Raw genomic sequence first — 25896 nt, 5'->3', positions numbered from 1 at the left:
CCCGCGCCACCCCCCCCCCCGTTTGGGCGGTTCCCCCCCCCCGCGACACCACCCGGGCCCGGGGGCCCCGTCCCGCTGGCGATCCGCACCCCCCCCCCGGCGCCCGTTCGTTGAGTGCGGCACGGACCGCCCTAGCGGCCGGCGCCTCCGTCGGCGTTCGGGCCGGCGTAGTCCTCGCCGTAGGCGCCCTTGGCGGGGCGGCGGCGGCGCATGGGCGGCTCGACGCCGTCGGCCAGGCGCCGGGCGGTGAGGAGGAAGCCGGTGTGGCCGATCATCCGGTGGTCCGGGCGGACGGCCAGGCCCTCGACGTGCCAGTTGCGGATCATCGTCTCCCAGGAGGTCGGCTCGTTGAAGCAGCCGATCTCGCGGATGGACTCGACGGTCCGGGCGAGCTGGGTGGTGGTGGCCACGTAGCAGCACAGGATGCCGCCGGGCACGAGCGCCTTGGAGACGGCCTCCAGGCACTCCCAGGGGGCGAGCATGTCGAGGATGACGCGGTCGACGTCGGCGTCCGACAGGTTGTCCTGGAGATCGCCGACGGTCAGCTGCCAGGCGGGGTGCGGGCCGCCGAAGTAGCGCTCCACGTTCTGCTGGGCGATCTCGGCGAAGTCCTCGCGGCGCTCGTAGCTGTGCAGCATGCCCTGGTCGCCGATGGCGCGCAGCAGGAAGCTGCTGAGCGAGCCGGAGCCGACACCGGCCTCCACGACGCGCGCGCCGGGGAAGATGTCGGCGAAGGAGAGGATCTGCCCCGCGTCCTTGGGGTAGACGACGGCTGCCCCGCGGGGCATGGACAGGACGTAGTCGGGGAGCAGGGGGCGCAGCGCGAGGTAGGCGACGTTACCGGTGGTGCGGACAACGCTGCCCTCGGGAGCGCCGATCAGCTCGTCGTGCGGGAAGGAACCCTTGTGGGTGTGGAAGTTCTTCCCGGCCTCGAGCGTGAACGTGTAGTGGCGGCCCTTGGGGTCGGTCAGCTGAACCTGGTCCCCGACCTTGAAGGGCCCGCGCCTGCGGGCGGCACCGGTCGGTTCGGACATGTGAACAGCCTACCGGGGTTTGACGGGGGTGCCGACCACCGGGCCGCCCCCTAGGAGGGGCGGGCCATGGCCTTCACGAAGGCCCGCTCGACGTCGGCCGCCGACAGGACGCCGTAGATCTCGCCGGTCTCCTCGACCACCAGGTACTCGGTGGCGGGGGTGGCCCGCAGGACGTCGAGGAGGTCCTCGCCCGCGAGCTCCGCGGAGACGCGCATGCCGTCGGTGAGCTCCTGGGCGAGGCCGCTGACGGCGACCCAGGGGCGCCGGTGTTCCGGTACGCCGACGATGGCGGCCTCGCGCACGAGCGAGAGCGGGTGGCCGTCGGGGTCGACGACGACCAGGGCGCGGGCGCCGGCGGCGTTGGCGCGGCGCAGGGCCTCGGAGAGGGGGGTGTCGGTCTCGACCGGGACGGCGCGGCGGGTGAGGTTGCGGGCGCGCAGCTCCGGCAGGTGCTCCCTGAGCCGGGCCATGCGCAGGCTGTTGCCGGCGCCGGTCCAGATGATGGCCGCGAGGATCGCGGCGAGCAGGGCGTCGGTCACGGTGTCCACGCCGACGCTGTCCTCGGCGGTGGAGCCGAGGGCGCCGGACTGGGTGAGCAGCGGGAGGCCGATCAGCACGGAGACGGCGAGGGCGCGGCCGACCCAGGCGGCGGCGACGGTGCCGGCCATGGGCCTGCCGGTGATCTTCCAGACGACCGCGCGCAGCATGCGACCGCCGTCGAGGGGCAGGCCGGGCAGGAGGTTGAAGATGGCGACGATCAGGTTGGAGACCATCAGGCCGGCCAGCAGGACGCCGGGGACGGTACCGGGCTCCACGGGCTGCATGGCGACGTAGAAGACGCCGGCGAGGACCAGGGAGAGCAGCGGGCCGACGAAGGCCAGGACGAACTCCCGGCCGGGGGTCTCGGCCTCCTTCTCGATCTCGGAGACGCCGCCGAAGAACTGGAGCTGGATACGGCGCACGGGGAGCTTGAAGCGCAGGGCCGCGACCGTGTGGGCCAGTTCGTGGACGAGGACGGAGGCGTAGAAGGCGACCGCGAAGAAGAGGGAGACGAGGTAGCGGGCGGCGCCGAGTTCGGGCAGCACGCGGTCGAGCTGGCCGCCGAACACCCAGGTGATCAGGGCGGCCACGAGGAACCAGCTGGGCGCCACGTACACGGGCACGCCGAAGGGGCGGCCCATGAGCAGGCCGCCTCGGGGGGACTCGGGGCGCCGGGGCGGTCGGGTCCTGGTGGAGCCGGAGTGGGCGAGGGTGCGCTCGTGACCTGCCGCCTCGTGACCGGGGGCGTGGGAGGCGTGGTCCTCCGCGGAGCGGTCGCCGGTGGGGTGGTCGCGGGTGGGACGGTCGTGGGCGGCCGGGTGGCTGTCCGCGGTGGCGTGGCCGTCCGCGGAGTTCCTGCCTTCGGGGCTGTCCGAAGGGGTGGCCTCCGGGCCGGCGCCGTGAGTGGTGTCCCGCCCGTCGCTTCCGCCGGCCCCGCTGCCGTCCTCCCCCTCGGTGGTCTGCGCGGGCCGTCCGTCGGCCGGGGTGGGTGAGGGGGCGGCCGGGGCCACCGGTCCCGCGTGGTGCTCGGTCGGCTCGTCGGTGCCGGACCGCGGCTGCCCGCTCCCGCCGCTCTCGTCCACGATGTCCCCTCGTTCGAAGAGTCTTCCGCGCCTGCCGGGCGGAAGGGTCTGGGGTCGATGGTATGCGGCCGTCGCGGCGTGTTCCGCCCCGGCACCCCCTCTGTTTTCCCGTGCGTCGCACCTGTCACGGGCGCGGCTGGGTCACTGTCAGTGGCGGGCCGTAAGGTCTGGGACATGGAGACGAGCGCGGAGGGCACGGCGGAGGCCCGCAGCAGCGGTGTGGCGCAGGGGGAGGTGCCGGTTCCCGAGGAGCGCGGGGAATCGGTGGCGGCGGTGGTCGCGGTGGAACCCGCCGCGGCCGGCGCGGCGAGCAGGCCGGTGCGGGTGGCCATAGCGCCCGCGAGCCTGTCGCCGTCGCGTGCCAGTGACTTCATGCAGTGCCCCCTGCTCTACCGCTTCCGCGTCATCGACCGGCTGCCCGAGAGGCCGAGCGAGGCGGCGACCCGGGGCACGCTGGTGCACGCGGTACTGGAGCGGCTCTTCGACGCCCCGGCCGCCGACCGGACCGCGCCGCGTGCCAAGTCCCTGATCCCCGGGCAGTGGGACCGGCTGCGCGAGACCAGGCCGGAAGTGGTGGAGCTGTTCAAGGACGACCCCGAGGGCGAGCGGCTGGCGCGCTGGCTGGGCGAGGCCGAGCAGCTGGTCGAGCGCTGGTTCACCCTGGAGGACCCGACCCGGCTCGAGCCGGTCGAACGGGAGCTGTTCGTCGAGACCGAGCTGGACTCGGGGCTGACGCTGCGCGGGATCATCGACCGGGTCGACGTGGCGCCCACGGGCGAGGTGCGGATCGTCGACTACAAGACGGGCAAGGCGCCCCGCCCGGAGTACGCCGAGGGCGCGCTGTTCCAGATGAAGTTCTACGCCCTGGTGGTGTGGCGGCTGAAGAACGTCGTCCCGCGGCGGCTGCAGCTGGTGTACCTCGGCAGCGGTGACGTCCTCACCTACGATCCCGTCGTCGCCGACCTGGAGCGCGTGGAGCGCAAGCTGCTGGCCCTGTGGGAGGCGATCCGGACGGCGACGGAGTCCGGCGAGTGGCGCCCGCGCCCCACCAAGCTGTGCGGCTGGTGCGACCACCAGTCCCACTGCCCGGAATTCGGCGGCACTCCCCCGCCGTATCCGCTGGCGGTGCGGGCGGCCGGTCCGGACGCCGCCGCCGGTCCGGGCCCCGCCGCCGCCCTGGAATCCACGGCCGCCGCGGACCCGGAATCCACCGCCGACCCGGACCCCGCCGCGGGCCCCGACGCCGGCATCCGGGAGGCGCAGCCGGTGCCGGTGAGGGTGGTCGAGTCCGATGACCGCACGCAGGGCAGAATGGGGCCGGACTAGCGAAGGAGACTTACGTGGCCATCCGCGTCCTACTGGTCGACGACCAGCCGCTGCTGCGCACGGGCTTCCGGATGATCCTGGAGGCCGAGCAGGACATCGCGGTCGTCGGCGAGGCCGGAGACGGCCTCCAGGCTCTCGACCAGGTGCGGGCACTCCAGCCCGACGTGGTCCTGATGGACATCCGTATGCCCCGCATGGACGGCGTCGAGGCGACCCGGCAGATCACCGGCCCCGGGCGGGACGGCCCGGCGAAGGTGCTGGTGCTGACCACCTTCGACCTCGACGAGTACGTGGTGGAGGCGCTGCGCGCGGGTGCCAGCGGCTTCCTTCTGAAGGACGCGCCGGCCAACGAACTGGTGCAGGCGATCCGCGTGGTGGCCGGCGGCGAGGCCATGCTCGCGCCGAGCATCACCCGGCGGCTGCTCGACAAGTACGCCACCCATCTGCCTTCCGGCGAGGAGCCCGTGCCGGACACGCTGCACACCCTCACCGACCGCGAGGTGGAGGTGCTGAAGCTGGTGGCGCGCGGGCTGTCCAACGCCGAGATCGCCGCCGACCTGTTCGTCAGCGAGACCACGGTGAAGACGCACGTCGGCCATGTGCTGACCAAGCTGGGGCTGCGCGACCGGGTGCAGGCCGCGGTGTACGCGTACGAGAGCGGGCTGGTGCGTCCCGGCGCGCAGTAAGGCGTCGTAGCCGAAGTCGTGGCCAAGACGGAAGAAGGGCGTCCCCGGCGAGGGGCGCCCTTCTTTCCGTGTGTGCGGTCGCTCAGTCCTTGCTGAGCTCCCAGAAGCGGAACACCGTGGAGGCGTCCAGGCAGTACTCGAGGCCGTAGACGTTCTCCCGGGTCACGGCGTACTGCTTGGCCTGCCAGACCGGAAGGACCGGCAGCTGGTCGGCGACGATGTCCTGGAGCCGGCCGTAGTCGTTGTCGGTCGCGGAGCGGTCGCTCTGGGCGGCGGTGCGCGGGATGAGCGTGCCGGTGATCATGTTGTTGCTGTAGTTGTTGCTCAGCACGTTGCCCTTGCCGAAGAACGGCGCGGTGAAGTTGTCGGCGTCCGGGTAGTCGGGCACCCAGCCCTTCACGTACACGCCGTACTTGCCCTTGGCTATGTCCTTCTCGTACTGGTCGAAGGCGACGGACTTCACGTCGGCGTCGAACAGCCCGCTGTCGTTGAGCTGCTTGGCGATCGCCTTCAGCTCCTCGTCGGTGGCCGGGCCGTAGCGGGACGGGGTGGACCACAGGGTCAGCTTCACCTTGCCGGTGATGCCGTCGGCCTTCAGGGCCTCGGCGGCCTTGGCCGGCGAGGGACTGGCGCCGTAGGTGTCGAAGAAGGCCGTGTTGTGGCCCGCGATGCCCGCCGGGATGATCGAGTACAGCGGGGTGGCCGTGCCCTGGTAGACGTCCTTGATGAGGGCGTCGCGGTCGAGCAGATAGGCGATCGCCTTGCGCACACCGAGCTTTCCGGCGACGGGGTCCTTCATGTTGAAGACCAGGTGCTGGACCTCGGCGCTGCTGCCCTCGACGACCTCGACCTTGGAGTCGTTGTCGGCGTTCTGCAGGTCGGCGACGTCCTTCGCGGTCAGACCGCGGTAGGCGATGTCGACCTTGTCGCTCTGGAGGGCCTTCTTCAGCGCGGACTGGTCGCCGTGGAAGAACTTCAGCGTCACGCCGGAGTTCTTGACCTTGGCCGTGCCCTTGTACTTGTCGTTGACCGAGAAGACCGCCTTCTCCTTGTCGAAGGAGTCCAGCTTGTACGGGCCGGAGCCGATCGCCTTGCCGTCCTTGCGCAGCTTGTCGCCGTCGTACTGGGTGTGGTCGACGATCGAGCCCGCGCCGGAGGCGACCTTGCTCGGGAAGGTGGCGTCGGGGACATTCAGCCGGAAGACGACGGTCTTCTCGTCCGGCGCCTGCACCTTCTCCAGCATGGGGAACATGATCGCCGGACCGGCCGCGTCATTGATCTTGAGCATGCGGTCGAAGGAGAACTTCACGTCCTCGGAGGTCAGCTTGTCACCGTTGCTGAACCGCAGGCCGTCCTTGAGCGTGCACTTGTAGACCTTGGTCGAGGCGTCGGTGAAGCCGCACGACTCGGCCGCCTCGGGCTCGGGCTCGGTCCCTCCGTTGGGGAAGCTGAGCAGCGACTGGAAGACGTTGTTGAACAGCAGCCAGGACCCCGGGTCGTATCCGGAGGCGGGGTCGGTGGCGAGCACGTCGTCCGACATTCCCATGACGACGGAGGACCCGGTCCCGCCGGAGTCGCCGCTGTCTGCTCCGCAGCCCGTCAAAAGCCCGGAGGCCAGCCCCGCCACTACAGGCAGGACCGGCCACTGGTTGCGCATCTTCACGGCAAGTGCTTTCTCGTCGGTGTCAGGACTCCCGGGGCCGCCGTCCCTGGGGCCCCGGGGACGGACGTCAGCCGCTCACGCCGCGGCCGAGCTCCCACAACTGGAGAGTCGAGGAGGAGTTGAGAGCGTACGCGGTGCCGGTGACGTCGTCGCGGGCGGCCACGTACTGCTTGCCCTGCCACAGCGGCAGGATCGGCACGTCGTCGGCGACGGTGTCCTGGATCTCGGTCAGGTCGGGAGAAGCGGCGATGCGGTCGGCCTCGCGGCGGGACGCCGGGATGAGGTCGTTGATGACCTTGCTGTTGCGGTAGGGCAGCTTGAGGAAGTTGTCCTTGTCGAGGAACGGCGCCAGGTAGTTGTCGGCGTCCGGGAAGTCGGGGAACCAGCCCATGCCCCAGACGTCGTAGGCACCCTTGCGCTCGGCCGGGATGTAGGTCTTCCAGAGGGCGCCCTGGATGCTGACGTCGAACAGGCCGCTGCTGTTGAGCTGCTTCTGAAGGATCTCGAATTCCTTCTTGGTCGCCGAGCCGTAGTGGTCGGTCGTGTAGTGCAGCGTCAGCTTCACCGGAGTGGTGATGTTGGCGGCCGCCAGCAGGGACTTGGCCTTGGCGGTGTTCGGGTCGCCGTACTTGTTGAAGAACGAGTTGGAGTGGCCGGTGATGCTGGCCGGGACCAGCGAGTAGAGAGGCTCGGCCTGGGTGCCGTACACCTTGGAGACGAGCTCGCCGCGGTTGATCACCTGCGCCATCGCCTGGCGGACGGCCTTCGACTTCACGCTCGGAGCGTTGGTGTTGAAGGCGAGGTAGCGGATCTCGAGGCCGGCCATCTCGACCAGGTCGATGTTGTTGTCCGAACCGCCGGACAGCTTCTGGATCTGCGCCGGCGACATGCTGCGGGTCATGACGTCGATGTCACCCTTGGTGAGCGCCTTGCCCATCGCGTCGGCGTCCGCGTAGGAGACCATCTCGGCCTTGGAGTTGTTCACCTTGAGAGTCCCCTTGTAGTTGGGGTTCTTGGTGAACGTCGCCTTGGTGATCGAGTCGTCCTTGACCTGGGTCTGCACGGTGTACGGGCCGGAGCCGTCCACGTCGAAGCCGTCACGCAGCTTGTTCTTCTCGTAGTCGTCGGGGTTGACGATGCCGGCGACCGGGGTCGACAGCTTGTACGGGAAGGTGGCGTCGGCGGTCTTCAGGTGGAAGATGACGTCGCGGTCGCCCTTGGCCTCCACCGTGTCGATCGTGGAGAGCAGGCCGACCGGGCCGCCCTCCGCGTTGATGGCCCGCACACGGTCGATGGAGTACTTGACGTCCTGCGCGGTGATGGCGTCGCCGTTGGCGAACTTCAGGCCGTCACGCAGCTTGCAGGCGTAGCGCTCATTGCCGGAGTCGGTGAATCCGCAGCTCTCGGCGGCCTCGGGGACGGGTTCGCCCTCGCCGCGCGGCTGGATCATCAGCGTCTGCACGGTCTGACGCAGGATGTTCCAGGTGCCCACGTCGTACGCGTACGCCGGATCGAGCGGCGCAGGGGCGTCCTTGGTGGCGGTGAACTGGTCCGTCGTTCCGACGACGATCGCGTCCCCACCGCTGCTGCCGCTGTCGGAACCACCACAGGCGGCGAGCACGGGCGCGAGCAGGCCGACCACGACCGGCAGCACCAATGTCTTGCGGTTCATGCTCGTGTTTCTCCAGAGCTGTTCAGGTCCGTGTACCCGGCATGCAGGGGTGTCGCGGCGGATCACGGGGGTAGGGGCGATGGTTCTCGCGACGAGATTAGTCCGCACCTGCACGAGGGTTCGCAGTCACTGGAGTTGAGCCACCATCACGCAGCGGAACCGGCCGTGGACAGACCGGAAGCCCGTGACAGGAAGGATTAGTGCAGCTTTCCATCAATCGGGACACAAGGGCACACGCAACCTGCCCGAAACAGGGCTGTCTGCACACACCGCCCGACCTGTCGAGCCCCATAGGAGTGGCGAACGTCACACCTTCAACAAGCGTGATCGGCACCGGAATTCAGCCGGTCGTCTGGATTCGAATTCTTTCGCACACCGGACTCCGGAATTCCTGTCCTATCGAGTCTGCACACTGGGTGAAGGCTCAGCGCATTTCTGTCATCAGCCCAGTCGCCGGTTCTGTCATGGGCTCAGTCATGGGCTCGGTCGGGGCTCAGTCATCGGCTCTGTGATCACGCGGCGATCAGACCACGCAGAAATGTCAGGTCCACGTCTTCGAGGGTCTTGACGACGGTCCGCCGCACGGCGGGGGCGATGGGGGCCACCGAGGGCACCACGACCACATGACAGCCCGCGGCCTCGGCCGCCGCGACGCCGGTGGCGGTGTCCTCGACGACCGCGCATCTGGCCGGATCCACGCCGAGTCCGGCGGCCGCGGCCAGGTAGGGGTCGGGGTGCGGCTTGGTGCGCGGCACCTCGTCGCCGGCCACCGACAGGGCGAAGTGGTGGGGGCCGAGCGAGGTGAGCACCCGGTCGATGATGCGCCGGTGCGAGGCGGAGACCAGGGCTGTCGGGATCTCGTACTCGGAGAGTTCGGCGAGGAGCCTGGCGGCGCCCGGCATCAGCGGCAGGGCGCGGTCGATCCGGCGCTCGAACCCCTGGTTGAGCAGGACCGAGAGCTCGGCGAGGGCGATGTCGGCGCCGGTGGCCTCGATCAGGAACCCCGCGCTGCGGGTCATCGGCCCGCCGACCACGACATGACGCCAGGAGTCGTCGAGGGTGTGGCCGAGGCCGGCGAAGATCTCGACCTCGACGTCCCACCAGAAGCCCTCGGTGTCCACCAGGGTTCCGTCCATGTCGAGGAGCACGGCCTGAAGAGCAGAGCCTTCGGCCGTACGGGTTCCGAGCGCAGGGACCGTACTGGTCATCCGGGCGCACCTCCTTGAGGGACGGTCAGGCCGGTTCCCGCCCGGGAACCGGCCTGCAGTGGACCGACCAGTGTACGACTGTCGCGGCCGAAACGCCTCGTTTATCCGGCGCGCTCCGGGGCACACCCTCTTTACGCCGAGGGATGCTGTGAGCTGCGCTTTCGCCGGATCCGGCGCGCGGTGTTTCAGCGCGCGTTGAAGTACTTCGCCTCCGGGTGGTGGATCACGATCGCGTCCGTGGACTGCTCGGGGTGCAGCTGGAACTCCTCCGAGAGCTGGACGCCGATCCGCTCGGGCTCCAGCAGGTCCGCGATCTTGGCCCGGTCCTCCAGGTTCGGACACGCTCCGTAGCCGAGGGAGAAGCGGGCGCCCCGGTACTTCAGGGCGAACATGTCCTCCATCTCGCCCGGGTCCTCACCGGCGAAGCCCAGCTCCGAACGCACGCGCGCGTGCCAGTACTCGGCGAGCGCCTCCGCCAACTGGACGGACAGGCCGTGCAGTTCGAGGTAGTCGCGGTAGGCGTTCGCTTCGAACATGCGCGCCGTCTCCTCGCCGATCCGCGAGCCGACGGTGACGACCTGGAGGCCGACGACGTCCGTCTCGCCGGACTCCTGCGGGCGGAAGAAGTCGGCGAGGCACAGCCGGCGGCCGCGGCGCTGGCGCGGGAAGGTGAAGCGGGTGCGCTCGTTGCCGTGCTCGTCCAGGATGATCAGGTCGTCGTCCTTGGAGACGCACGGGAAGTAGCCGTGGACGACAGCCGCTTCGAGCAGGTTCTCGGTCTGCAGCCTGTCGAGCAGACCGCGCAGCCGCGGCCGGCCGTCGCTCTCGACGAGTTCCTCGTACGAGGGTCCCTCACCGGTGCGGGCCTGCTTCAGGCCCCACTGGCCCTTGAACAGCGCGCCCTCGTCGAGCCAGGTCGCGTACTCCTTGAGCTGGATGCCCTTGATGACGCGGGTGCCCCAGAACGGCGGCTCCGGAATGCGGTTGTCGATGGCGACGTCGGAACGGACGCCCTCCTCCGGGCGCTCCTCCACCTCGGCGGGCGCGGTCGCCCGCACCCGGCGCTGCTTGAGCTCGGGCAGCTTCGCGCCCGGCACCCCGCGCTTGACGCCGATGAGCGCGTCCATCAGGCGCAGGCCCTCGAACGCGTCGCGGGCGTAGCGGACCTCGCCGTCGTAGACCTCGTGCAGGTCCTGCTCGACGTACGCGCGCGTGAGGGCCGCGCCGCCCAGGATGACCGGGAAGTCGGCCGCCAGACCGCGCTGGTTGAGCTCCTCCAGGTTCTCCTTCATGATCACCGTGGACTTGACCAGCAGACCGGACATGCCGATGACGTCGGCCCGGTGCTCGGCGGCCGCCTCCAGGATCGCGGAGACCGGCTGCTTGATACCGAGGTTGACGACGTTGTAGCCGTTGTTGGACAGGATGATGTCGACCAGGTTCTTGCCGATGTCGTGCACGTCGCCGCGCACGGTGGCCAGCACGATGGTGCCCTTGCCGTCCGCGTCGGTCTTCTCCATGTGCGGCTCGAGGTGGGCGACCGCGGTCTTCATCACCTCGGCGGACTGGAGCACGAACGGCAGCTGCATCTGGCCGGAGCCGAAGAGCTCGCCGACGACCTTCATGCCGTCCAGCAGCGTCTCGTTGACGATGTCCAGCGCCGGGCGCTCCGTCAGGGCCTCGTCGAGGTCGGCCTCCAGGCCGTTGCGCTCACCGTCGATGATGCGGCGCTTGAGGCGCTCGTCCAGCGGCAGCGCCGCCAGCTCCTCCGCCTTGCCCGCCTTCAGCGACTTCGTGGTGGCGCCCTCGAACAGCTGCATGAGCTTCTGCAGCGGGTCGTAACCCTCGGAGCGGCGGTCGTGGATGAGGTCGAGGGCGGTCTGCACCTCTTCCTCGCTGAAGCGGGCGATCGGGAGGATCTTCGACGCGTGCACGATCGCCGAGTCCAGGCCCGCCTTGACGCACTCGTCCAAAAAGACGGAGTTGAGCAGGATGCGGGCGGCCGGGTTGAGGCCGAAGGAGATGTTCGACAGGCCCAGCGTGGTCTGCACGTCGGGGTGGCGGCGCTTGAGCTCGCGGATCGCCTCGATGGTGGCGACGCCGTCCTTGCGGGACTCCTCCTGACCGGTGCAGATGGTGAAGGTCAGGGTGTCGATGAGGATGTCCGCCTCGTGGACACCCCAGTTCCCCGTCAGGTCCTCGATCAGCCGCTCGGCGATCTCGACCTTCTTCTCCGGGGTGCGGGCCTGGCCCTCCTCGTCGATGGTCAGCGCGATCAGCGCGGCGCCGTGCTCCCGCGCCAGCGCGGTGACCTTCGCGAAGCGGGACTCGGGGCCGTCGCCGTCCTCGTAGTTGACGGAGTTGATGACCGCGCGCCCGCCGAGCTTCTCCAACCCGGCCCGGATGACGGGGACTTCGGTGGAGTCCAGCACGATCGGCAGGGTGGAGGCGGTGGCGAAACGGCCGGCCAGCTCCTCCATGTCGGCGACGCCGTCCCTGCCGACGTAGTCCACGCACAGGTCCAGCATGTGGGCGCCCTCGCGGATCTGGTCGCGGGCCATCTCCACACAGTCGTCCCAGCGGCCCTCCAGCATCGCCTCACGGAACTTCTTCGACCCGTTGGCGTTCGTGCGCTCGCCGATCGCGAGGTACGCGGTGTCCTGGCGGAACGGCACCGTCTGGTAGAGCGAGGCGGCGCCCGGCTCCGGCTGCGGGGTGCGCTCGGTCGGGGTGACGTCCCGGACGCGCTCCACCAGCTGGCGCAGGTGCTCGGGGGTCGTGCCGCAGCAGCCGCCGACGAGGGAGAGGCCGTAGTCGCGTACGAAGGTCTCGTGGGCGTCGGCCAGCTCGGTCGGGCCGAGCGGGTAGCTGGCGCCGTTCTTGCCGAGGACCGGCAGGCCGGCGTTCGGCATGCAGGACAGCGGGATGCGGGAGTGCCTGGCCAGGTAGCGCAGGTGCTCGCTCATCTCGGCGGGACCGGTGGCGCAGTTCATGCCGATCATGTCGATGCCGAGCGGCTCCAGCGCGGTCAGCGCGGCGCCGATCTCGGAGCCCAGCAGCATGGTGCCGGTCGTCTCGACGGTGACGGAGACGATGATCGGGAGGTCCAGGCCGGAGATCTCGCGGGCGCGCTGGGCGCCGATCACGGCGGCCTTGGTCTGCAGCAGGTCCTGGGTGGTCTCCACGATCAGCGCGTCGGCGCCGCCCGCGATCAGGCCCTCGGCGTTCTGCTGGAAGGCGTCGCGGATCGTGGTGTACCCGATGTGGCCGAGCGTGGGCAGCTTGGTGCCGGGGCCGATGGAGCCCAGCACCCAGCGCTGGCGGCCGTCCCGGGCGAGGTAGCCGTCGGCGGTCTCGCGGGCGATGCGGGCGCCCGCCTCGGACAGCTCGTACACGCGCTCGGGGATGTCGTACTCGGCCATCGCCGCGTGGTTGGCGCCGAAGGTGTTCGTCTCGACGCAGTCCACGCCGGCGTCGAAGTACTCCTCGTGCACCGAACGGACGATGTCGGGGCGGGTCAGGTTCAGGATCTCGTTGCAGCCCTCGAGGTTCTGGAAGTCCTCGAGGGTCGGGTCCTGCGCCTGGAGCATGGTGCCCATGGCTCCGTCGGCGACCACCACCCGGGTGGCGAGCGCCTCACGGAGCGCGGACACACGGGTCCGGCTGTCGGAGGAAGGGGTCAGTGGCGACGAGGCCATGAAGGGGCTCCCTTGAAGTGCGACGGCTGTCGGCTTTGCGTCCGCCCGCGGATCTTCCTCGGTGGGCGCACCTCGCCAGGGTAACCGGGTCCGGTCGGGGACGGACGGGGCGTCCACGACGCGGACGAGGATGACGTGCGGGCCACTTGCGGGATACGAGTGACGCAACAGATCGCGACGGATGACGGCCGATCATTGGCGAGAGGTCGACATCGACCGGTAGTGTTCGACATTGCCGAACAGCGGCAGCGACGTCGTTCGTCGACGGTCGAAGGGGACGGAGGCAGCACGGCGATGGCACGGAACATCCAGTCGCTCGAACGGGCGGCCGCGATGCTGCGGCTGCTCGCGGGTGGCGAGCGACGGCTCGGGCTCTCGGACATCGCCTCGTCGCTGGGCCTCGCCAAGGGCACCGCCCACGGGATTCTGCGCACCCTCCAGCAGGAGGGCTTCGTCGAGCAGGACGACGCCTCCGGGCGCTATCAGCTGGGCGCCGAACTGCTGCGCCTGGGCACCACCTATCTCGACGTGCACGAGCTGCGGGCGCGTGCCCTGGTGTGGACGGACGACCTGGCCCGCTCCAGCGGGGAGAGCGTCTACCTCGGCGTACTGCACCAGCACGGCGTGCTCATCGTGCACCACGTCTTCCGGCCCGACGACAGCCGTCAGGTGCTGGAGATCGGGGCCATGCAGCCGCTGCACTCCACGGCCCTCGGCAAGGTTTTGTCGGCCTACGACCCGGTCGCGCACAGCGAGGCGATCGAGGCCGACCGCAAGGCCTTCACCGACCGGACCGTGTGCGATCTCGAGGACTTCGAGCACATCCTCGACATGTCACGCGCGCGTGGCTACGCGGCCGACGTCGAGGAGACCTGGGAGGGCGTCGCGTCCGTCGCGGCCCCCATCCACGACCGGCGGCGGATGCCGGTCGGCGCCGTGGGCATCGCCGGCGCCGTGGAGCGGCTGTGCCGGGACGGCGAGCTGCGCCCCGAACTCGTCGCCGCGGTACGGGACTGCGCCCGCGCGGTGTCGCGGGACCTGGGCGCCGGACGGTTCTGACCTCTTCGCACCCTCTGCACCGGAGCGGGCCGGGCGCTGCAGACCGTCCAGTCGGTACGCACCGTGCTTGTTACCCCGCCGTACGCAGCTGACCTGCAAGATCGACATTTCTCGCCGATCGATAACGATCGAATTTTCGCCAACGGGACCCTTGACGGGCATGTGACCCCGAGGCAAGACTCCCGTCCATCGGTCGGCATTGTCGAACACCTACCGGCAATACGCGCTAGAGTGTGACAACGCCAAGGGCCGGCATCGCTCTCACCCCCGAGGGCAGCTCGAACTCCCGGAGGGACCCGGGGTTCGGTCCCCTGGACGAAGGACAAAGGAGTCGCGGGTGTCCAGCTCCGACATCTTCATCGGCGAGACCATCGGTACCGCCATACTCATCCTGCTCGGCGGTGGCGTCTGCGCCGCCGTGACGCTGAAGGCCTCCAAGGCCCGTAACGCCGGCTGGCTCGCCATCGCCTTCGGGTGGGGCTTCGCGGTCATGACGGCGGTCTACATCTCCGGCCCGCTCTCCGGCGCCCACCTCAACCCCGCCGTCACCGTCGCCCTGGCCATCAAGGACAGCGACTGGAGCAACGTCCCGGTCTACTTCGCCGGCCAGCTGCTCGGCGCGATGATCGGCGCGACCCTGGTGTGGGTCGCCTACTACGGCCAGTTCCACGCGCATCTGACCGACAAGGAGATCGTCGGCGGCCCGGGCGCCCAGGCCACGAAGGTCAAGGCCGTCGAGGCGCAGGAGACGGGCGCCGGCCCGGTCCTGGGCATCTTCTCCACCGGCCCGGAGATCCGGCACGCGGTGCAGAACCTGCTCACCGAGATCATCGGCACCATCGTGCTGATCCTCGCGGTGCTCACGCAGGGCCTGAACGACAAGGGCAACGGCCTCGGCGTCCTGGGCGGTCTGATCACCGCACTGGTCGTCGTCGCCATCGGCCTCTCGCTCGGCGGCCCGACGGGCTACGCGATCAACCCGGCCCGCGACCTGGGCCCGCGCATCGTGCACGCCCTTCTGCCCCTGCCCAACAAGGGCGGCTCCGACTGGGGCTACGCCTGGATCCCGGTGGTCGGTCCGCTGATCGGCGGCGCGATCGCTGCAGGCATCTACAACGTCGCTTTTGCTTGAAGCACGGTGGAACAGTCCCTTCCTAACTCAGTGAACCCCAGGAGCACACAGTGACCGACGCCCACACTGCCGGCCCCTTCATCGCCGCCATCGACCAGGGCACGACCTCTTCGCGCTGCATCGTCTTCGACCGGGACGGCCGTATCGTCTCCGTCGACCAGAAGGAGCACGAGCAGATCTTCCCGAAGCCGGGCTGGGTCGAGCACAACGCCACCGAGATCTGGACCAACGTCCAGGAGGTCGTCGCCGGGGCCATCGCCAAGGCCGGCATCACCCGCGACGACATCAAGGCCATCGGTATCACCAACCAGCGCGAGACCACCGTGCTGTGGGACAAGAACACCGGTGAGCCCGTCCACAACGCCATCGTCTGGCAGGACACCCGCACCGACGCCCTGTGCAAGGAGCTCGGCCGCAACGTCGGCCAGGACCGCTTCCGCCGCGAGACCGGCCTTCCCCTCGCCTCCTACTTCGCCGGTCCCAAGGCCCGCTGGCTGCTGGACAACGTCGAGGGGCTCCAGGAGCGCGCCGAGGCCGGGGACATCCTCTTCGGCACCATGGACACCTGGGTCATCTGGAACCTGACCGGTGGCACGGACGGCGGCAAGCACGTCACCGACGTCACCAACGCCTCCCGCACCATGCTGATGAACCTCCACACCATGGAGTGGGACGACAAGATCGCCGAGTCGATCGGCGTGCCGCTGCAGATCCTGCCCGAGATCCGCTCCTCCGCCGAGGTCTACGGCGAGATCACCGGCGGCAAGCTCGGCGACCTGCTCGGCGGCATCCCGGTCGCCTCCGCGCTCGGCGACCAGCAGGCGGCCCTGTTCGGCCAGACGTGTTTCGCCGAGGGCGAGACCAAGTCGACGTACGGCACCGGCACCTTCATGGTGATGAACACCGGCGACAAGATCATCAACTCCTACGCCGGCCTGCTCACCACCGTCGGTTACAAGATCGGTGAGCAGAAGACGGTCTACGCCCTCGAGGGCTCGATCGCCGTCACCGGGTCCCTGGTGCAGTGGATGCGCGACCAGATGGGCCTGATCTCCACCGCCGCCGAGATCGAGACGCTCGCGCTGTCGGTCGAGGACAACGGCGGCGCCTACTTCGTACCGGCCTTCTCCGGCCTGTTCGCGCCGCACTGGAACGCCGACGCCCGCGGTGTGATCGCCGGCCTGACCCGGTACGTCACCAAGGCGCACCTCGCGCGCGCCGTCCTGGAGGCCACCGCCTGGCAGACCCGGGAGATCGCCGACGCCATGACGAAGGACTCCGGCGTCGAGCTGTCCACCCTCAAGGTCGACGGCGGCATGACCGCCAACAACCTGCTGATGCAGACGCTCTCCGACGTCCTGGACGCCCCCGTGGTGCGCCCGATGGTCGCCGAGACCACCTGTCTCGGTGCCGCCTACGCCGCCGGTCTCGCCGTCGGCTTCTGGAACAACACCGACGACCTGCGCGCCAACTGGCGCCGGGCCGCCGAGTGGACCCCCCGCATGGACGCGGAGACCCGCGACCGTGAGTACAAGAGCTGGCTCAAGGCCGTCGACCGGACCATGGGCTGGCTCGAGGACGAGAGCTGACGAGCGCCTCGCGCAGGTTCAGCCGGCTCTGATGAGGAGTAAGAACCCGAAATGACCAGTCAGTCCACCCTGCAGTCCGTGCCTGCCCTGGGCACCCGCCCGGCCTCCGGCTTCACCGCGAGCCGCGCCGAGACCCGGGAGCAGCTCGCCAAGGCGTCGTTCGACCTTCTTGTGATCGGCGGCGGCATCCTGGGCATCTCCACCGCCTGGCACGCCGCGCAGTCCGGCCTCAGGGTGGCTCTGGTCGACGCCGGCGACTTCGCCGGCGCCACCTCTTCCGCCTCCTCCAAGCTCCTCCACGGCGGTCTGCGCTACCTGCAGACCGGCGCGGTGAAGCTGGTGGCGGAGAACCACTTCGAGCGCCGTGCGGTCTCCCGCCAGGTGGCACCTCACCTGGCGAACCCGCTCACGTTCTACCTCCCCGTGTACAGGGGCGGGCCGCACGGCGCTGCGAAGCTCGGGGCGGGTGTCTTCGCCTACTCCGCGCTCTCCGCGTTCGGTGACGGCGTCGGCCACCTCCTCTCCCCCGCCAAGGCGGCGCAGGACGTGCCCGAGCTGCGCACCGAGAACCTCAAGGCCGTGGCCGTGTACGGCGACGACCAGATGAACGACGCGCGCATGGCGCTGATGACGGTCCGCGCGGCCGTCGAGTCCGGCGCCGTCGTCCTCAACCACGCCGAGGTGACCGGCCTGCGCTTCACCCGGGGCCGGGTGACCGGTGCCGAGCTGCGCGACCGCACCTCGGGCGACGAGTTCGGCGTCGACGCCCGGCTCGTACTGAACGCGACCGGCCCCTGGGTCGATCACCTGCGCAGGATGGAGGACGCGAATGCGGCACCGTCGATCCGGCTGTCGAAGGGCGCGCATCTGGTCCTGAAGCGGACCTCCCCGTGGAAGGCCGCCCTGGCCACCCCGATCGACAAGTACCGCATCACCTTCGCCCTCCCCTGGGAGGACATGCTGCTGCTCGGCACCACCGACGAGGAGTTCGAGGGCGACCCGGCGGACGTCGCGGTCACCGACAAGGACATATCCCAGATCCTCGACGAGGCCGCCTTCTCCGTCCGCGACCAGCAGCTCTCCCGGGACCTGATCACGTACTCCTTCGCGGGTCTGCGCGTGCTGCCCGGCGGCCCCGGCAGCACGGCGAAGGCCAAGCGCGAGACCGTGGTCACCGAGGGCCGCGGCGGCATGCTGTCCGTCGCGGGCGGCAAGTGGACGACGTTCCGCCACATCGGCCGTACGGTCATGAAGAAGCTGGAGTCGCTGCCGGGCGCCCCGCTGGGCGACGACTTCGAGCCCATCGCCTCGCTGCCGAAGAAGCTGCCGCTGCCCGGTGTCGCCAACCCGCGCGCGGTCGCACACCGGCTGCTGGTGGACAACCCGGCGCCCGGGCCGCGGATGGCCGCCGACACGGCCAAGCACCTTGCCACGCACTACGGTTCGCTGGCCTTCGACATCGCGCGGCTGGCCAACGAGAGCCCTGAGCTGGGCGAGCGGGTGCACCCCGACGCTCCGGAGATCTGGGCGCAGGTCGTCTACGCCCGGGACAACGAGTGGGCCGAGACGCCGGACGACGTGCTGCGCCGCCGTACGACGCTGACGATCCGGGGCCTTGCCACGGACGAGGTCCGTGCGAAGGTCCAGGACCTGCTCGACAAGAAGTGACCTCGTGCCGGTCCCTTCCCCTGGCCAGGGCCGGCGCGATCACGGAACGGCCCCTCTCCCCTAGGGGCCGGATCCGCGGGAAGGGGCGGCTCCGCGCCGACGGAGCCGCCCCTTTCGCGTGGCCGGAGATTCAGGGCCTGAGCTGAGCGTTCGGTACCCCGTTCAGCCCGTTGGAACGCCATAATGACGTGAGACATCGGATGTCTGAACGACAGGGAGGCGGGACATGGCGGTCACCGACGAGGCGATCGAGAAGATCAAGGGAATGATCGTCTCCGGCGCGCTGCGCCCCGGCGACCGGCTGCCCAAGGAGAGCGAGCTGGCGGCCGAGCTCGGGCTGTCCCGCAACTCCCTGCGGGAGGCGGTGCGCGCCCTGTCGCTGATCCGGATCCTGGACGTACGGCAGGGCGACGGCACGTATGTCACCAGCCTCGACCCGCAGTTGCTGCTGGAGGCGCTGAGCTTCGTCGTCGACTTCCACCGCGACGACACCGTGCTGGAGTTCCTGGCGGTGCGGCGCATCCTGGAGCCGGCCGCCACGGCGATGGCCGCCTCGCGCATCAGCGAGCAGCAACTGGACGCACTGGCCGCCCAGTTGGAAAAACTCGGGGACGCCCCGTCGGTGGAGGAACTGGTCGCCTGCGACCTCGACTTCCACCGCGGCATCGTGCAGAGCTCCGGCAACTCGGTGCTCTGCTCGCTGCTGGACGGCCTGTCGGGGCCGACCACCCGGGCCCGCATCTGGCGCGGTCTGACCCAGGAGGACGCGGTCAGCCGCACCCTGCACGAGCACCGGGCGATCCTGGCGGCGCTGCGCGACCGGGACGCGGAGGCGGCGCGGTCGTGGGCCACGGTGCACATCGCGAGCGTCGAGCAGTGGTTGCGTTCCACGCTGTGAGGTATGCGAGAGGCATGGGTGTCCGGGGCTCCCGAACAGGGCAGTGATCCGTTCACCCGCCCGTGCAAGGGGGCTGCGGCTGCCCCCGTCGCACGCCGTAAGGTTGGGTGGTCAAGCGAGGGCATGTCGGAAAGGAGGCCTGGGTGATCGAGCTCGAGGGGGTTCCCGAGCTGATCGACCCGGTCATGGTGGCCGCGTTCGAAGGCTGGAACGATGCCGGCGACGCAGCCTCCGCCGCGGTCGCACATCTGGACAAGGAGTGGAAGGGCGAGGTGTTCGCGGCGCTGGACGCCGAGGACTACTACGACTTCCAGGTGAACCGCCCCACGGTATGGATGGACGGCGGCGTGCGCAAGATCACGTGGCCGACCACGCGCCTCTCGGTGGTCCGGATCGGCGGAGACAAGCCGCGCGACCTCGTACTCGTCCGTGGCATCGAACCGTCCATGCGCTGGCGCTCGTTCTGCAACGAGCTGCTGGGCTTCGCGCACGAACTCGGCGTGGAGCTGGTGGTCGTGCTGGGCGCCCTGCTCGGTGACACCCCGCACACACGTCCGGTGCCGATCAGTGGCACCACGTCCGACGCGGACCTGGCGCGCCGCATGGACCTGGAGGAGACGAAGTACGAGGGGCCCACGGGCATCGTCGGGATCCTCCAGGAGGCCTGTACGCACGCGGGCGTGCCGGCGGTGTCGCTGTGGGCGGCCGTGCCGCACTACGTGTCGCAGCCGCCGAACCCCAAGGCGACGCTGGCCCTGCTCAACCGCCTGGAGGACCTGATCGACGTGCGCATCCCGCTGGGCGAGCTGGCCGAGGACGCGCGCGCCTGGCAGGTGGGCGTGGACCAGCTGGCCGCCGAGGACAGCGAGGTCGCCGAGTACGTCCAGACGCTGGAGGAGGCCCGGGACACCGCGGAGCTGCCGGAGGCGTCGGGCGAGGCGATCGCCCGCGAGTTCGAGCGGTATCTGCGCCGCCGGGACGGATCGGGCCCGTCGGGCGGCGGGCACGCCACCGCGGACGGCAGCGACAGCTCGCCCTACCTGCGGGACAACCCCGGCGGCCGGTCGAAACCGCCGAAGCCGCCGAAGCCGGAGCCGGAGGACGACGAGTCCTCGGAGGAATGAGCGAGTGAGGTCCGAGTGAGGGCGGTGCGCCGGTGGCGCACCGCCCTTCTTGTCGCCCCTACGGCCGCTCCGGCGCGTCAGGACGCCGGTGACTTTGGCCGGAATGAGACGTGACCGCTACTTCCGGTCGGAATGCACACGTTACCCAATTCAACTTGTTCCAAACCGAGTTGGCGAAAACAGCCTTTACGCGTCGGCGCGCGCGTGCTTGGTTGTGGAGCGACGGCGCACCCGCACGGACCGAACCGAAGGGAGCGGCACCGATGAGCGACCAGGTACAGCCGGCACAGGGTCCCGGGGCCGGTGGGCCCGGACCCGACGGAGCGGGATTCACCTATCGAGGAGCCGAGCAGGAGCTGATCGTCGTCGCGAGCGCCGAGGCCCGGCTGCGCGCCCGCACCGAGGGCGTCCGCTCGGCGGCAGGTGCCGACGTCTCGGCCCTCAACATGTTCCTCACCGACGAACAGCTGCGGCTGCAACCGCTGTTCGGCAGCGAGGACCGGCTCCAGCAGACCTCCGCGGCGCCGGGCGAGCAGGGCGTGCCCGACCTCGCGCTGTTCTACCGGGTGCGGGGCGGGGAGAGCCGCGCCCAGGAGCTGCGGTCCCGGATCGCGGCCCTGCCGGGCATCGACACGGCGTACGTGAAGCCGGGCGCCGTCCCCGCGACGGTGTCCGACGACGACCGCCGCCTGAAGGAAGGCGCCCCGGTCACACCGGACTTCAGCGGCCGCCAGGGCTATCTGCGCCCCGCCCCGGACGGCATCGACGCCCACTGGGCATGGCACCGGCCCGGTGGTTCGGGTCAGGGGGTGACGGTCGTCGACGTCGAAGGCGCCTGGCAGTTGGGTCATGAGGACCTGGCCGCCAAGCTGGCCGGCGTCGTGGTCGGCACCCCGCTGTCCGACCTCGCCTGGCGCAACCACGGCACCGCCGTGATCGGCGTGATCGGCGGCGACCGCAACGAGTACGGCGTGTGCGGCATCGTGCCCGAGGCCGTGACCGCGGCCGCGTCCTTCCAGGACATCGGCACGGCGGCCGCGATCCACGCGGCGGCCGACCGGCTCGGCCCCGGCGACGTCGTCCTGGTCGAACTCCACCGCCCGGGGCCGCGGTTCGAGTACGCCGAGCGCGACGACCAGCGCGGCTACCTCCCCCTGGAGTGGTGGCCTGACGACTTCGCGGCCGTCCGGTACGCGGCTGCACGCGGCATCCTCCTCGTCGAGGCCGCGGGCAACGGCGGCGAGTCGCTGGACGACGCGATCTACGAGCGCCGCCCCGACGAGTTCCCCGAGTGGTGGCGCAACCCGTTCAACCCCTCCAACCAGTCCTCCGGCGCGGTCCTGGTCGGCGCGGGCGCGCCGCCGCCCGGCACGCACGGCCGTGACCACGGACCGGACCGGTCGAGGCTCGCGTTCTCCAACTACGGCGCCCGCCTGGACGCCCAGGGCTGGGGCCGTGAGGTCACGACCACCGGCGGCTTCTGGGACCGGCCCGGCGATCTGCAGGGCGGTCCCGAGGAGGTCGCCTGGTACACGGACACGTTCTCGGGGACGTCCTCCGCCTCCCCGGTCGTGGTCGGCGCACTGGCCGCGCTGCAGGGAATGCTCAAGACGGCGGGCCAGGAGCCGATGTCCCCGGAACGTGCCCGTGAGGTGCTGCGCGCGACGGGCTCGCCGCAGCAGGACGCACCGGGCCGGCCCGCCTCCCAGCGGATCGGCAACCGGCCGGACATCAAGGCGGCGGTCAACCGTCTGCTGCCGCAGTCGGTCGGCTCGGGCCAGGCCGAGCGGTACTGGGACGAGTTGCTGCCGTATCCGCGCGAACTCCCGCCGAGGCTGAGGCTGTTCGTGGCCGGCGCCTGGCGGAACCTCAACGACCCGTCCCCGGAGATCCGCCAGGCGGTGCACTCCGCCTTCGCGGCGGGACGGCCCGACGTCCGAGTGTGGTTCTCGGACGACGAGATCGTCGGCCTGGTCGTCACGGGCTGACGTATCCCAACCATCAGGGAAGGTGACACCCGCATGAGCACCACCCCGCAGATGAGCCAACTGGGACAGCAGAACCCGAGCACGTCGCCCTACCAGCAGCACCAGCAACAGCCGTTCGGGCAGCAGGGCTTCGGCCAGCAGGGCTCCGGGCAGCAGGGCTCCGGCCAGCAGCCGTACGGGCAGCAGGGCTTCGGCCAGCAGCCGTACGGGCAGCAGGGCTTCGGCCAGCAGCCCATGGGCACGGGCATGGGCATGGGTATGGGCGGCTCGCTCGAGCAGCTCCAGCAGCTCGGCCAGCAGCAGCCCTACCAGGGCCTCCTGCAGCAGCTCGGCCAGCCGCAGGTGGGGCAGCAGCAGCCGATGGGGCAGCAGCACCAGGTCGAGCAGCAGGTGCAGCAGCAGATCCACCAGATCGTCCAGGCCGCGCTGCAGCACATCCAGCAGCAGATCCAGGCGCTGCAAGGCGGCGTCGCGGACGGCTACATCGACGTCGTGCAGCCCCTGCCGGGGCAGCCCAGCGTCATCGTGCTGCGCATCGACGGCCAGCTCAGGATCCTCGCCGACCCGAACCCCCAGACCCGCGACCAGGTCCAGGAGGCCTTCGCGTTCGGCCACCAGGTGGTCGGCGTCTGGGACTCCAACGCGCCGCACATTCTGCGCAGCATCCAGATCCGCAGGATCTGACCCGCGACAGGTGACACGAGGGGCGCTTCCTCCCGGGAGGAAGCGCCCCTTTCCGTGTGCGGCGAGCGCTACAGGGCCACGCCCAGCAGGGCGTCCACGGCGCGCGACGCGACACCGGGAGCGCCGATGTCGGTGCCGCCCTCGGCGTCCTGCCGCGCGGCCCAGCGGTCTACCGCGGCGAGCGCGGCCGGTGCGTCCAGGTCGTTGGCGAGCGCCTCGCGGATCTCCTCGACCAGGGCCTCGGCCGGCGGGCCGTCGGGGCGGGAGACCGCGGCGCGCCAGCGGCCGAGCCGGGCCACGGCGTCCGCGAGCACCTGGTCGGTCCACTCCCAGTCGGACCGGTAGTGGTGGGCGAGCAGCGCGAGCCGGATCGCGGCCGGGTCCACCCCGTCGCGCCGCAGTGCGGACACGAAGACCAGATTGCCCTTGGACTTGGACATCTTCTCGCCGTCCAGGGCGACCATGCCGGCGTGGACGTACGCCTTGGCCATGGGGAACTCGCCGGTCAGCACCTGGGCGTGCGAGGCGCCCATCTCGTGGTGCGGGAAGGCGAGGTCGGAGCCGCCGCCCTGGACGTCGAAGCCCATGCCGAGGTGGTCCAGGGCGATGGCGACGCACTCGATGTGCCAGCCGGGGCGGCCAGGGCCGAGCGAGGCGCCGTCCCAACTGGGCTCGCCGTCACGGGCGGTCATCCACAGCATCGGGTCGAGCGGGTTCTTCTTGCCCGGGCGGTCCGGGTCGCCGCCGCGCTCGGCGGACAGCAGCCGCATGGCGCCCGCGTCGAGGTTCGAGACCTTGCCGAAGTTCGGGTCGGACTCGACGGAGAAGTAGATGTCGCCCTCGAGTTCGTAGGCGGCACCCGCGTCCCGCAGCCGCTCGACGAGCGGCACGATGCCGGGTATCGCCTCGACGGCGCCTATGTAGTGCTGCGGGGGCAGCATCCGCAGGGCGGTCATGTCCTCGCGGAAGAGGGTCGTCTCCTGCTCGGCGAGGGCGACCCAGTCGACACCGTCGCGCTGCGCCCGCTCCAGGAGCGGATCGTCGACGTCGGTGACGTTCTGGACGTACTGAACCTGCCGCTTGGTGTCGAGCCACACGCGCTGAACGAGGTCGAACGCGTTGTAGGTCGCCGCGTGACCCATGTGGGTCGCGTCGTACGGCGTGATGCCGCAGACGTAGATACGGGCGACGGGACCGGGGTCGAGGGGGACCAGACCGCCGGTCGCGGTGTCGTGGATCCTCAGGTCGCGGCCCTGACCAGGCAGGGCGGGGACCTCGGAAGCGGGCCAGGCATGCATGTCATGAGCCTAACCGGACGGAAGTTCCACATACGAACCGGACCGGGCCGGATGGCCGGTGGGGCACTCTTGCGCGCCACCGGCCAGTCTGCTCCTAGACCGGCGGCCAGGGAATGGCCGGCCACTCGCCGCTGGGCTCCGGGTGCCTGCCGGACTCCAGCAGTACGGCGACCCGCGCGCGCGTGGCGTCCAGTTCGGCGGCCGTGATCAGCCCCGACAGCCGTGCGGCCAGCGCTCCCCCGTCGCCCAGGGACTCCTGAAGGTCCTTGAGGACGTCGACCGCCTCCGGGGCCAGCGGTTCGCCCGCCCATCCCCACAGCAAGGTCCTGAGCTTGTTCTCGGTGTTGAAGGTCACCCCGTGATCGATCGCGTACAGCCGGCCCTCGGCCGTGGGCAGCAGATGGCCGCCCTTGCGGTCCGCGTTGTTGATCACCGCGTCGAGCACGGCGAGCCGGCGCAGCCGCTCGTCGTCTGCGTGCACCAGCAGCGCCGTCCGCCCCTCGCCCACCTCGGCGAAACCGATGGCCTTCCAGCCCGGCTCGGGCTCCTCGCCCTCCACCAGGGCGAGCAGGTCCGCCTCGGGGCTCACCTCGATCCACAGCTGGACCATCCCCTCGCCGTACGGCCCCTCGCGCAGCACGGTCGGCGGGACGAGACCCCAGCCGGTCGCCTCGGAGACCTGGTACGCGGCCACCTCGCGTCGGGCGAGATTGCCGTCGGGGAAGTCCCACAGCGGCCGCTCCCCGGCCACGGGCTTGTAGATGCAGGCCGCCTCCCGGCCCTCGTGCGAGAGGGTGCAGTACAGCGCGGCGTTGGAGGCCTCGCGGATACGCCCGCGGACGGTGAGCTCACCCTGCACGAGCAGGTCGACGCCGGTCACGCTCCGCGGCGGTATCCGTTCTGGCGCGGACATACGTGTCCTTCCGGGTCGAGCGGGAGGCTGCACAGCGGACACGGCGGCCGCCCGGCGTTGACGACGTCGAGGGCGCGCTTGGCGAAGGCCCTCGCCTGCGCGCCGGTCAGCCGGACCCGCAGCATCGGGGGTCCGTTCTCCTCGTCCTGGAGCAGGCGCTCCTCGGCCTCGGCGAGGTCCTCCTCGGAGTCGGCGTCGAGCTCCACGAGGGCCTGCGCCTCGACGATCATGCGCTGCTCCTCGCCGTCCCAGGCGAGGGCCATGGTGCCGACCCGGAACTCCTCCTCGACGGGGGTGTCCAGCGGGTCGTTGTCACCGACCTCGGTGGCGGCCACGGCCGGCACGGAGGCACTGCCTCCACTGCGCCGTACGACCTCGTCGAGCAGTTCGTCCATGCGCTCGGCGAGGGCGGCGACCTGAGTCTTCTCCAGGGCCACGCTGGTCACACGGGGGCCCGCGGTGGCCTGGAGGAAGAACGTACGGCGTCCGGGCAGCCCGACCGTACCCGCCACGAAGCGGTCCGGCGGGTCGAAAAGGAACACCTGACGGGACACGTCCTGTCTCCTGGATTCATGGATCGGCATCGGACCGGATGACCGCACGGACCGCGTGGGCGGAGGGGTGCGGCGCTATT

Annotated in this window: 19 protein-coding genes; 10 read left to right on the top strand and 9 right to left on the bottom strand. The window is 70.4% G+C overall.

The features are described 5' to 3' along the window. Positions 1-131: 131 nt before the first annotated feature. On the bottom strand, positions 132-1034 hold the full coding sequence (locus ACGFYN_RS08750) for a tRNA (adenine-N1)-methyltransferase (RefSeq protein WP_393865065.1): 903 nt from the start codon (positions 1032-1034) through the stop codon (positions 132-134). 50 nt (positions 1035-1084) lie between these two features. Further along, positions 1085-2656 (bottom strand): site-2 protease family protein, encoded by a 1572-nt coding sequence (locus ACGFYN_RS08745; RefSeq protein WP_393865064.1) that lies wholly within the window; start codon positions 2654-2656, stop codon positions 1085-1087. A gap of 174 nt (positions 2657-2830) precedes the next feature. On the opposite strand from ACGFYN_RS08745, the gene ACGFYN_RS08740 reads away from it, so the two are divergent. Beyond that, the gene (locus tag ACGFYN_RS08740) at positions 2831-3982 is read left to right on the top strand and encodes a RecB family exonuclease (RefSeq protein WP_393865063.1); all 1152 of its coding nucleotides are present in this window, start codon (positions 2831-2833) and stop codon (positions 3980-3982) included. Between the two features lie 14 nt (positions 3983-3996). Continuing rightward, positions 3997-4668: a response regulator transcription factor gene (locus tag ACGFYN_RS08735; RefSeq protein WP_020939010.1), complete on the top strand. Its 672-nt coding sequence runs from the start codon at positions 3997-3999 to the stop codon at positions 4666-4668. Between the two features lie 82 nt (positions 4669-4750). On the opposite strand, the gene ACGFYN_RS08730 is transcribed toward ACGFYN_RS08735, so the two are convergent. The 4 genes from ACGFYN_RS08730 to metH all read right to left on the bottom strand — a co-directional run bounded on the left by ACGFYN_RS08730 (position 4751) and on the right by metH (position 12909). Beyond that, the gene (locus ACGFYN_RS08730) at positions 4751-6331 is read right to left on the bottom strand and encodes an ABC transporter substrate-binding protein (RefSeq protein WP_393865062.1); all 1581 of its coding nucleotides are present in this window, start codon (positions 6329-6331) and stop codon (positions 4751-4753) included. Positions 6332-6398: 67 nt separating this feature from the next. Further along, the gene (locus ACGFYN_RS08725) at positions 6399-8003 is read right to left on the bottom strand and encodes an ABC transporter substrate-binding protein (RefSeq protein ID WP_393865061.1); all 1605 of its coding nucleotides are present in this window, start codon (positions 8001-8003) and stop codon (positions 6399-6401) included. 512 nt (positions 8004-8515) lie between these two features. Further along, positions 8516-9211 (bottom strand): HAD family hydrolase, encoded by a 696-nt coding sequence (locus ACGFYN_RS08720; RefSeq protein ID WP_393865060.1) that lies wholly within the window; start codon positions 9209-9211, stop codon positions 8516-8518. Positions 9212-9396: 185 nt separating this feature from the next. Continuing rightward, positions 9397-12909, bottom strand: coding sequence for a methionine synthase (gene metH, locus ACGFYN_RS08715; RefSeq protein WP_393865059.1), 3513 nt, complete (start codon positions 12907-12909; stop codon positions 9397-9399). A gap of 294 nt (positions 12910-13203) precedes the next feature. On the opposite strand from metH, the gene ACGFYN_RS08710 reads away from it, so the two are divergent. The 8 genes from ACGFYN_RS08710 (at position 13204) to ACGFYN_RS08675 (ending at position 23051) form a co-directional block, all read left to right on the top strand. Further along, positions 13204-13968: an IclR family transcriptional regulator gene (locus ACGFYN_RS08710; protein WP_393865058.1), complete on the top strand. Its 765-nt coding sequence runs from the start codon at positions 13204-13206 to the stop codon at positions 13966-13968. 337 nt (positions 13969-14305) lie between these two features. Further along, complete coding sequence (locus ACGFYN_RS08705; protein WP_393865057.1) at positions 14306-15100, top strand: MIP/aquaporin family protein; 795 nt, start codon at positions 14306-14308, stop codon at positions 15098-15100. Positions 15101-15150: 50 nt separating this feature from the next. Further along, the gene (gene glpK, locus ACGFYN_RS08700) at positions 15151-16689 is read left to right on the top strand and encodes a glycerol kinase GlpK (RefSeq protein WP_393865056.1); all 1539 of its coding nucleotides are present in this window, start codon (positions 15151-15153) and stop codon (positions 16687-16689) included. Positions 16690-16740: 51 nt separating this feature from the next. Next, positions 16741-18357, top strand: coding sequence for an FAD-dependent oxidoreductase (locus ACGFYN_RS08695; protein ID WP_393865055.1), 1617 nt, complete (start codon positions 16741-16743; stop codon positions 18355-18357). Positions 18358-18583: 226 nt separating this feature from the next. After that, the gene (locus ACGFYN_RS08690; RefSeq protein ID WP_393865054.1) at positions 18584-19255 is read left to right on the top strand and encodes a FadR/GntR family transcriptional regulator; all 672 of its coding nucleotides are present in this window, start codon (positions 18584-18586) and stop codon (positions 19253-19255) included. A gap of 143 nt (positions 19256-19398) precedes the next feature. After that, the gene (locus tag ACGFYN_RS08685) at positions 19399-20379 is read left to right on the top strand and encodes a PAC2 family protein (protein WP_393865053.1); all 981 of its coding nucleotides are present in this window, start codon (positions 19399-19401) and stop codon (positions 20377-20379) included. Between the two features lie 263 nt (positions 20380-20642). Beyond that, entirely contained in the window at positions 20643-22367 is a 1725-nt protein-coding gene (locus ACGFYN_RS08680) for a S8 family peptidase (RefSeq protein WP_393865052.1), read from the top strand. A 33-nt stretch (positions 22368-22400) separates the two neighbouring features. Continuing rightward, positions 22401-23051 carry a hypothetical protein gene (locus ACGFYN_RS08675; RefSeq protein WP_393865051.1) on the top strand — a complete coding sequence of 217 codons (651 nt, stop codon included), beginning with the start codon at positions 22401-22403 and terminating at the stop codon, positions 23049-23051. 68 nt (positions 23052-23119) lie between these two features. Here the strand turns inward: ACGFYN_RS08675 and mshC are convergent, their stop codons facing one another. The 3 genes from mshC to ACGFYN_RS08660 all read right to left on the bottom strand — a co-directional run bounded on the left by mshC (position 23120) and on the right by ACGFYN_RS08660 (position 25816). Then, a complete protein-coding gene (gene mshC, locus ACGFYN_RS08670; RefSeq protein WP_393865050.1) occupies positions 23120-24349 on the bottom strand; it encodes a cysteine--1-D-myo-inosityl 2-amino-2-deoxy-alpha-D-glucopyranoside ligase in 1230 nt (409 codons plus the stop codon). Positions 24350-24443: 94 nt separating this feature from the next. After that, positions 24444-25262, bottom strand: coding sequence for an SCO1664 family protein (locus tag ACGFYN_RS08665; protein WP_393865049.1), 819 nt, complete (start codon positions 25260-25262; stop codon positions 24444-24446). Continuing rightward, positions 25226-25816, bottom strand: coding sequence for a DUF3090 domain-containing protein (locus tag ACGFYN_RS08660; protein ID WP_393865048.1), 591 nt, complete (start codon positions 25814-25816; stop codon positions 25226-25228). Before ACGFYN_RS08660 ends, ACGFYN_RS08665 begins: the two co-directional genes overlap by 37 nt. Positions 25817-25896 lie beyond the last annotated feature (80 nt).

It is taken from the genome of Streptomyces sp. NPDC048419 (genome assembly GCF_043200415.1).
Lineage (GTDB): Bacteria > Actinomycetota > Actinomycetes > Streptomycetales > Streptomycetaceae > Streptomyces.
Note: the sequence above shows the minus strand (reverse complement) of the source record. Positions and strands in the feature narration are given on the sequence as shown.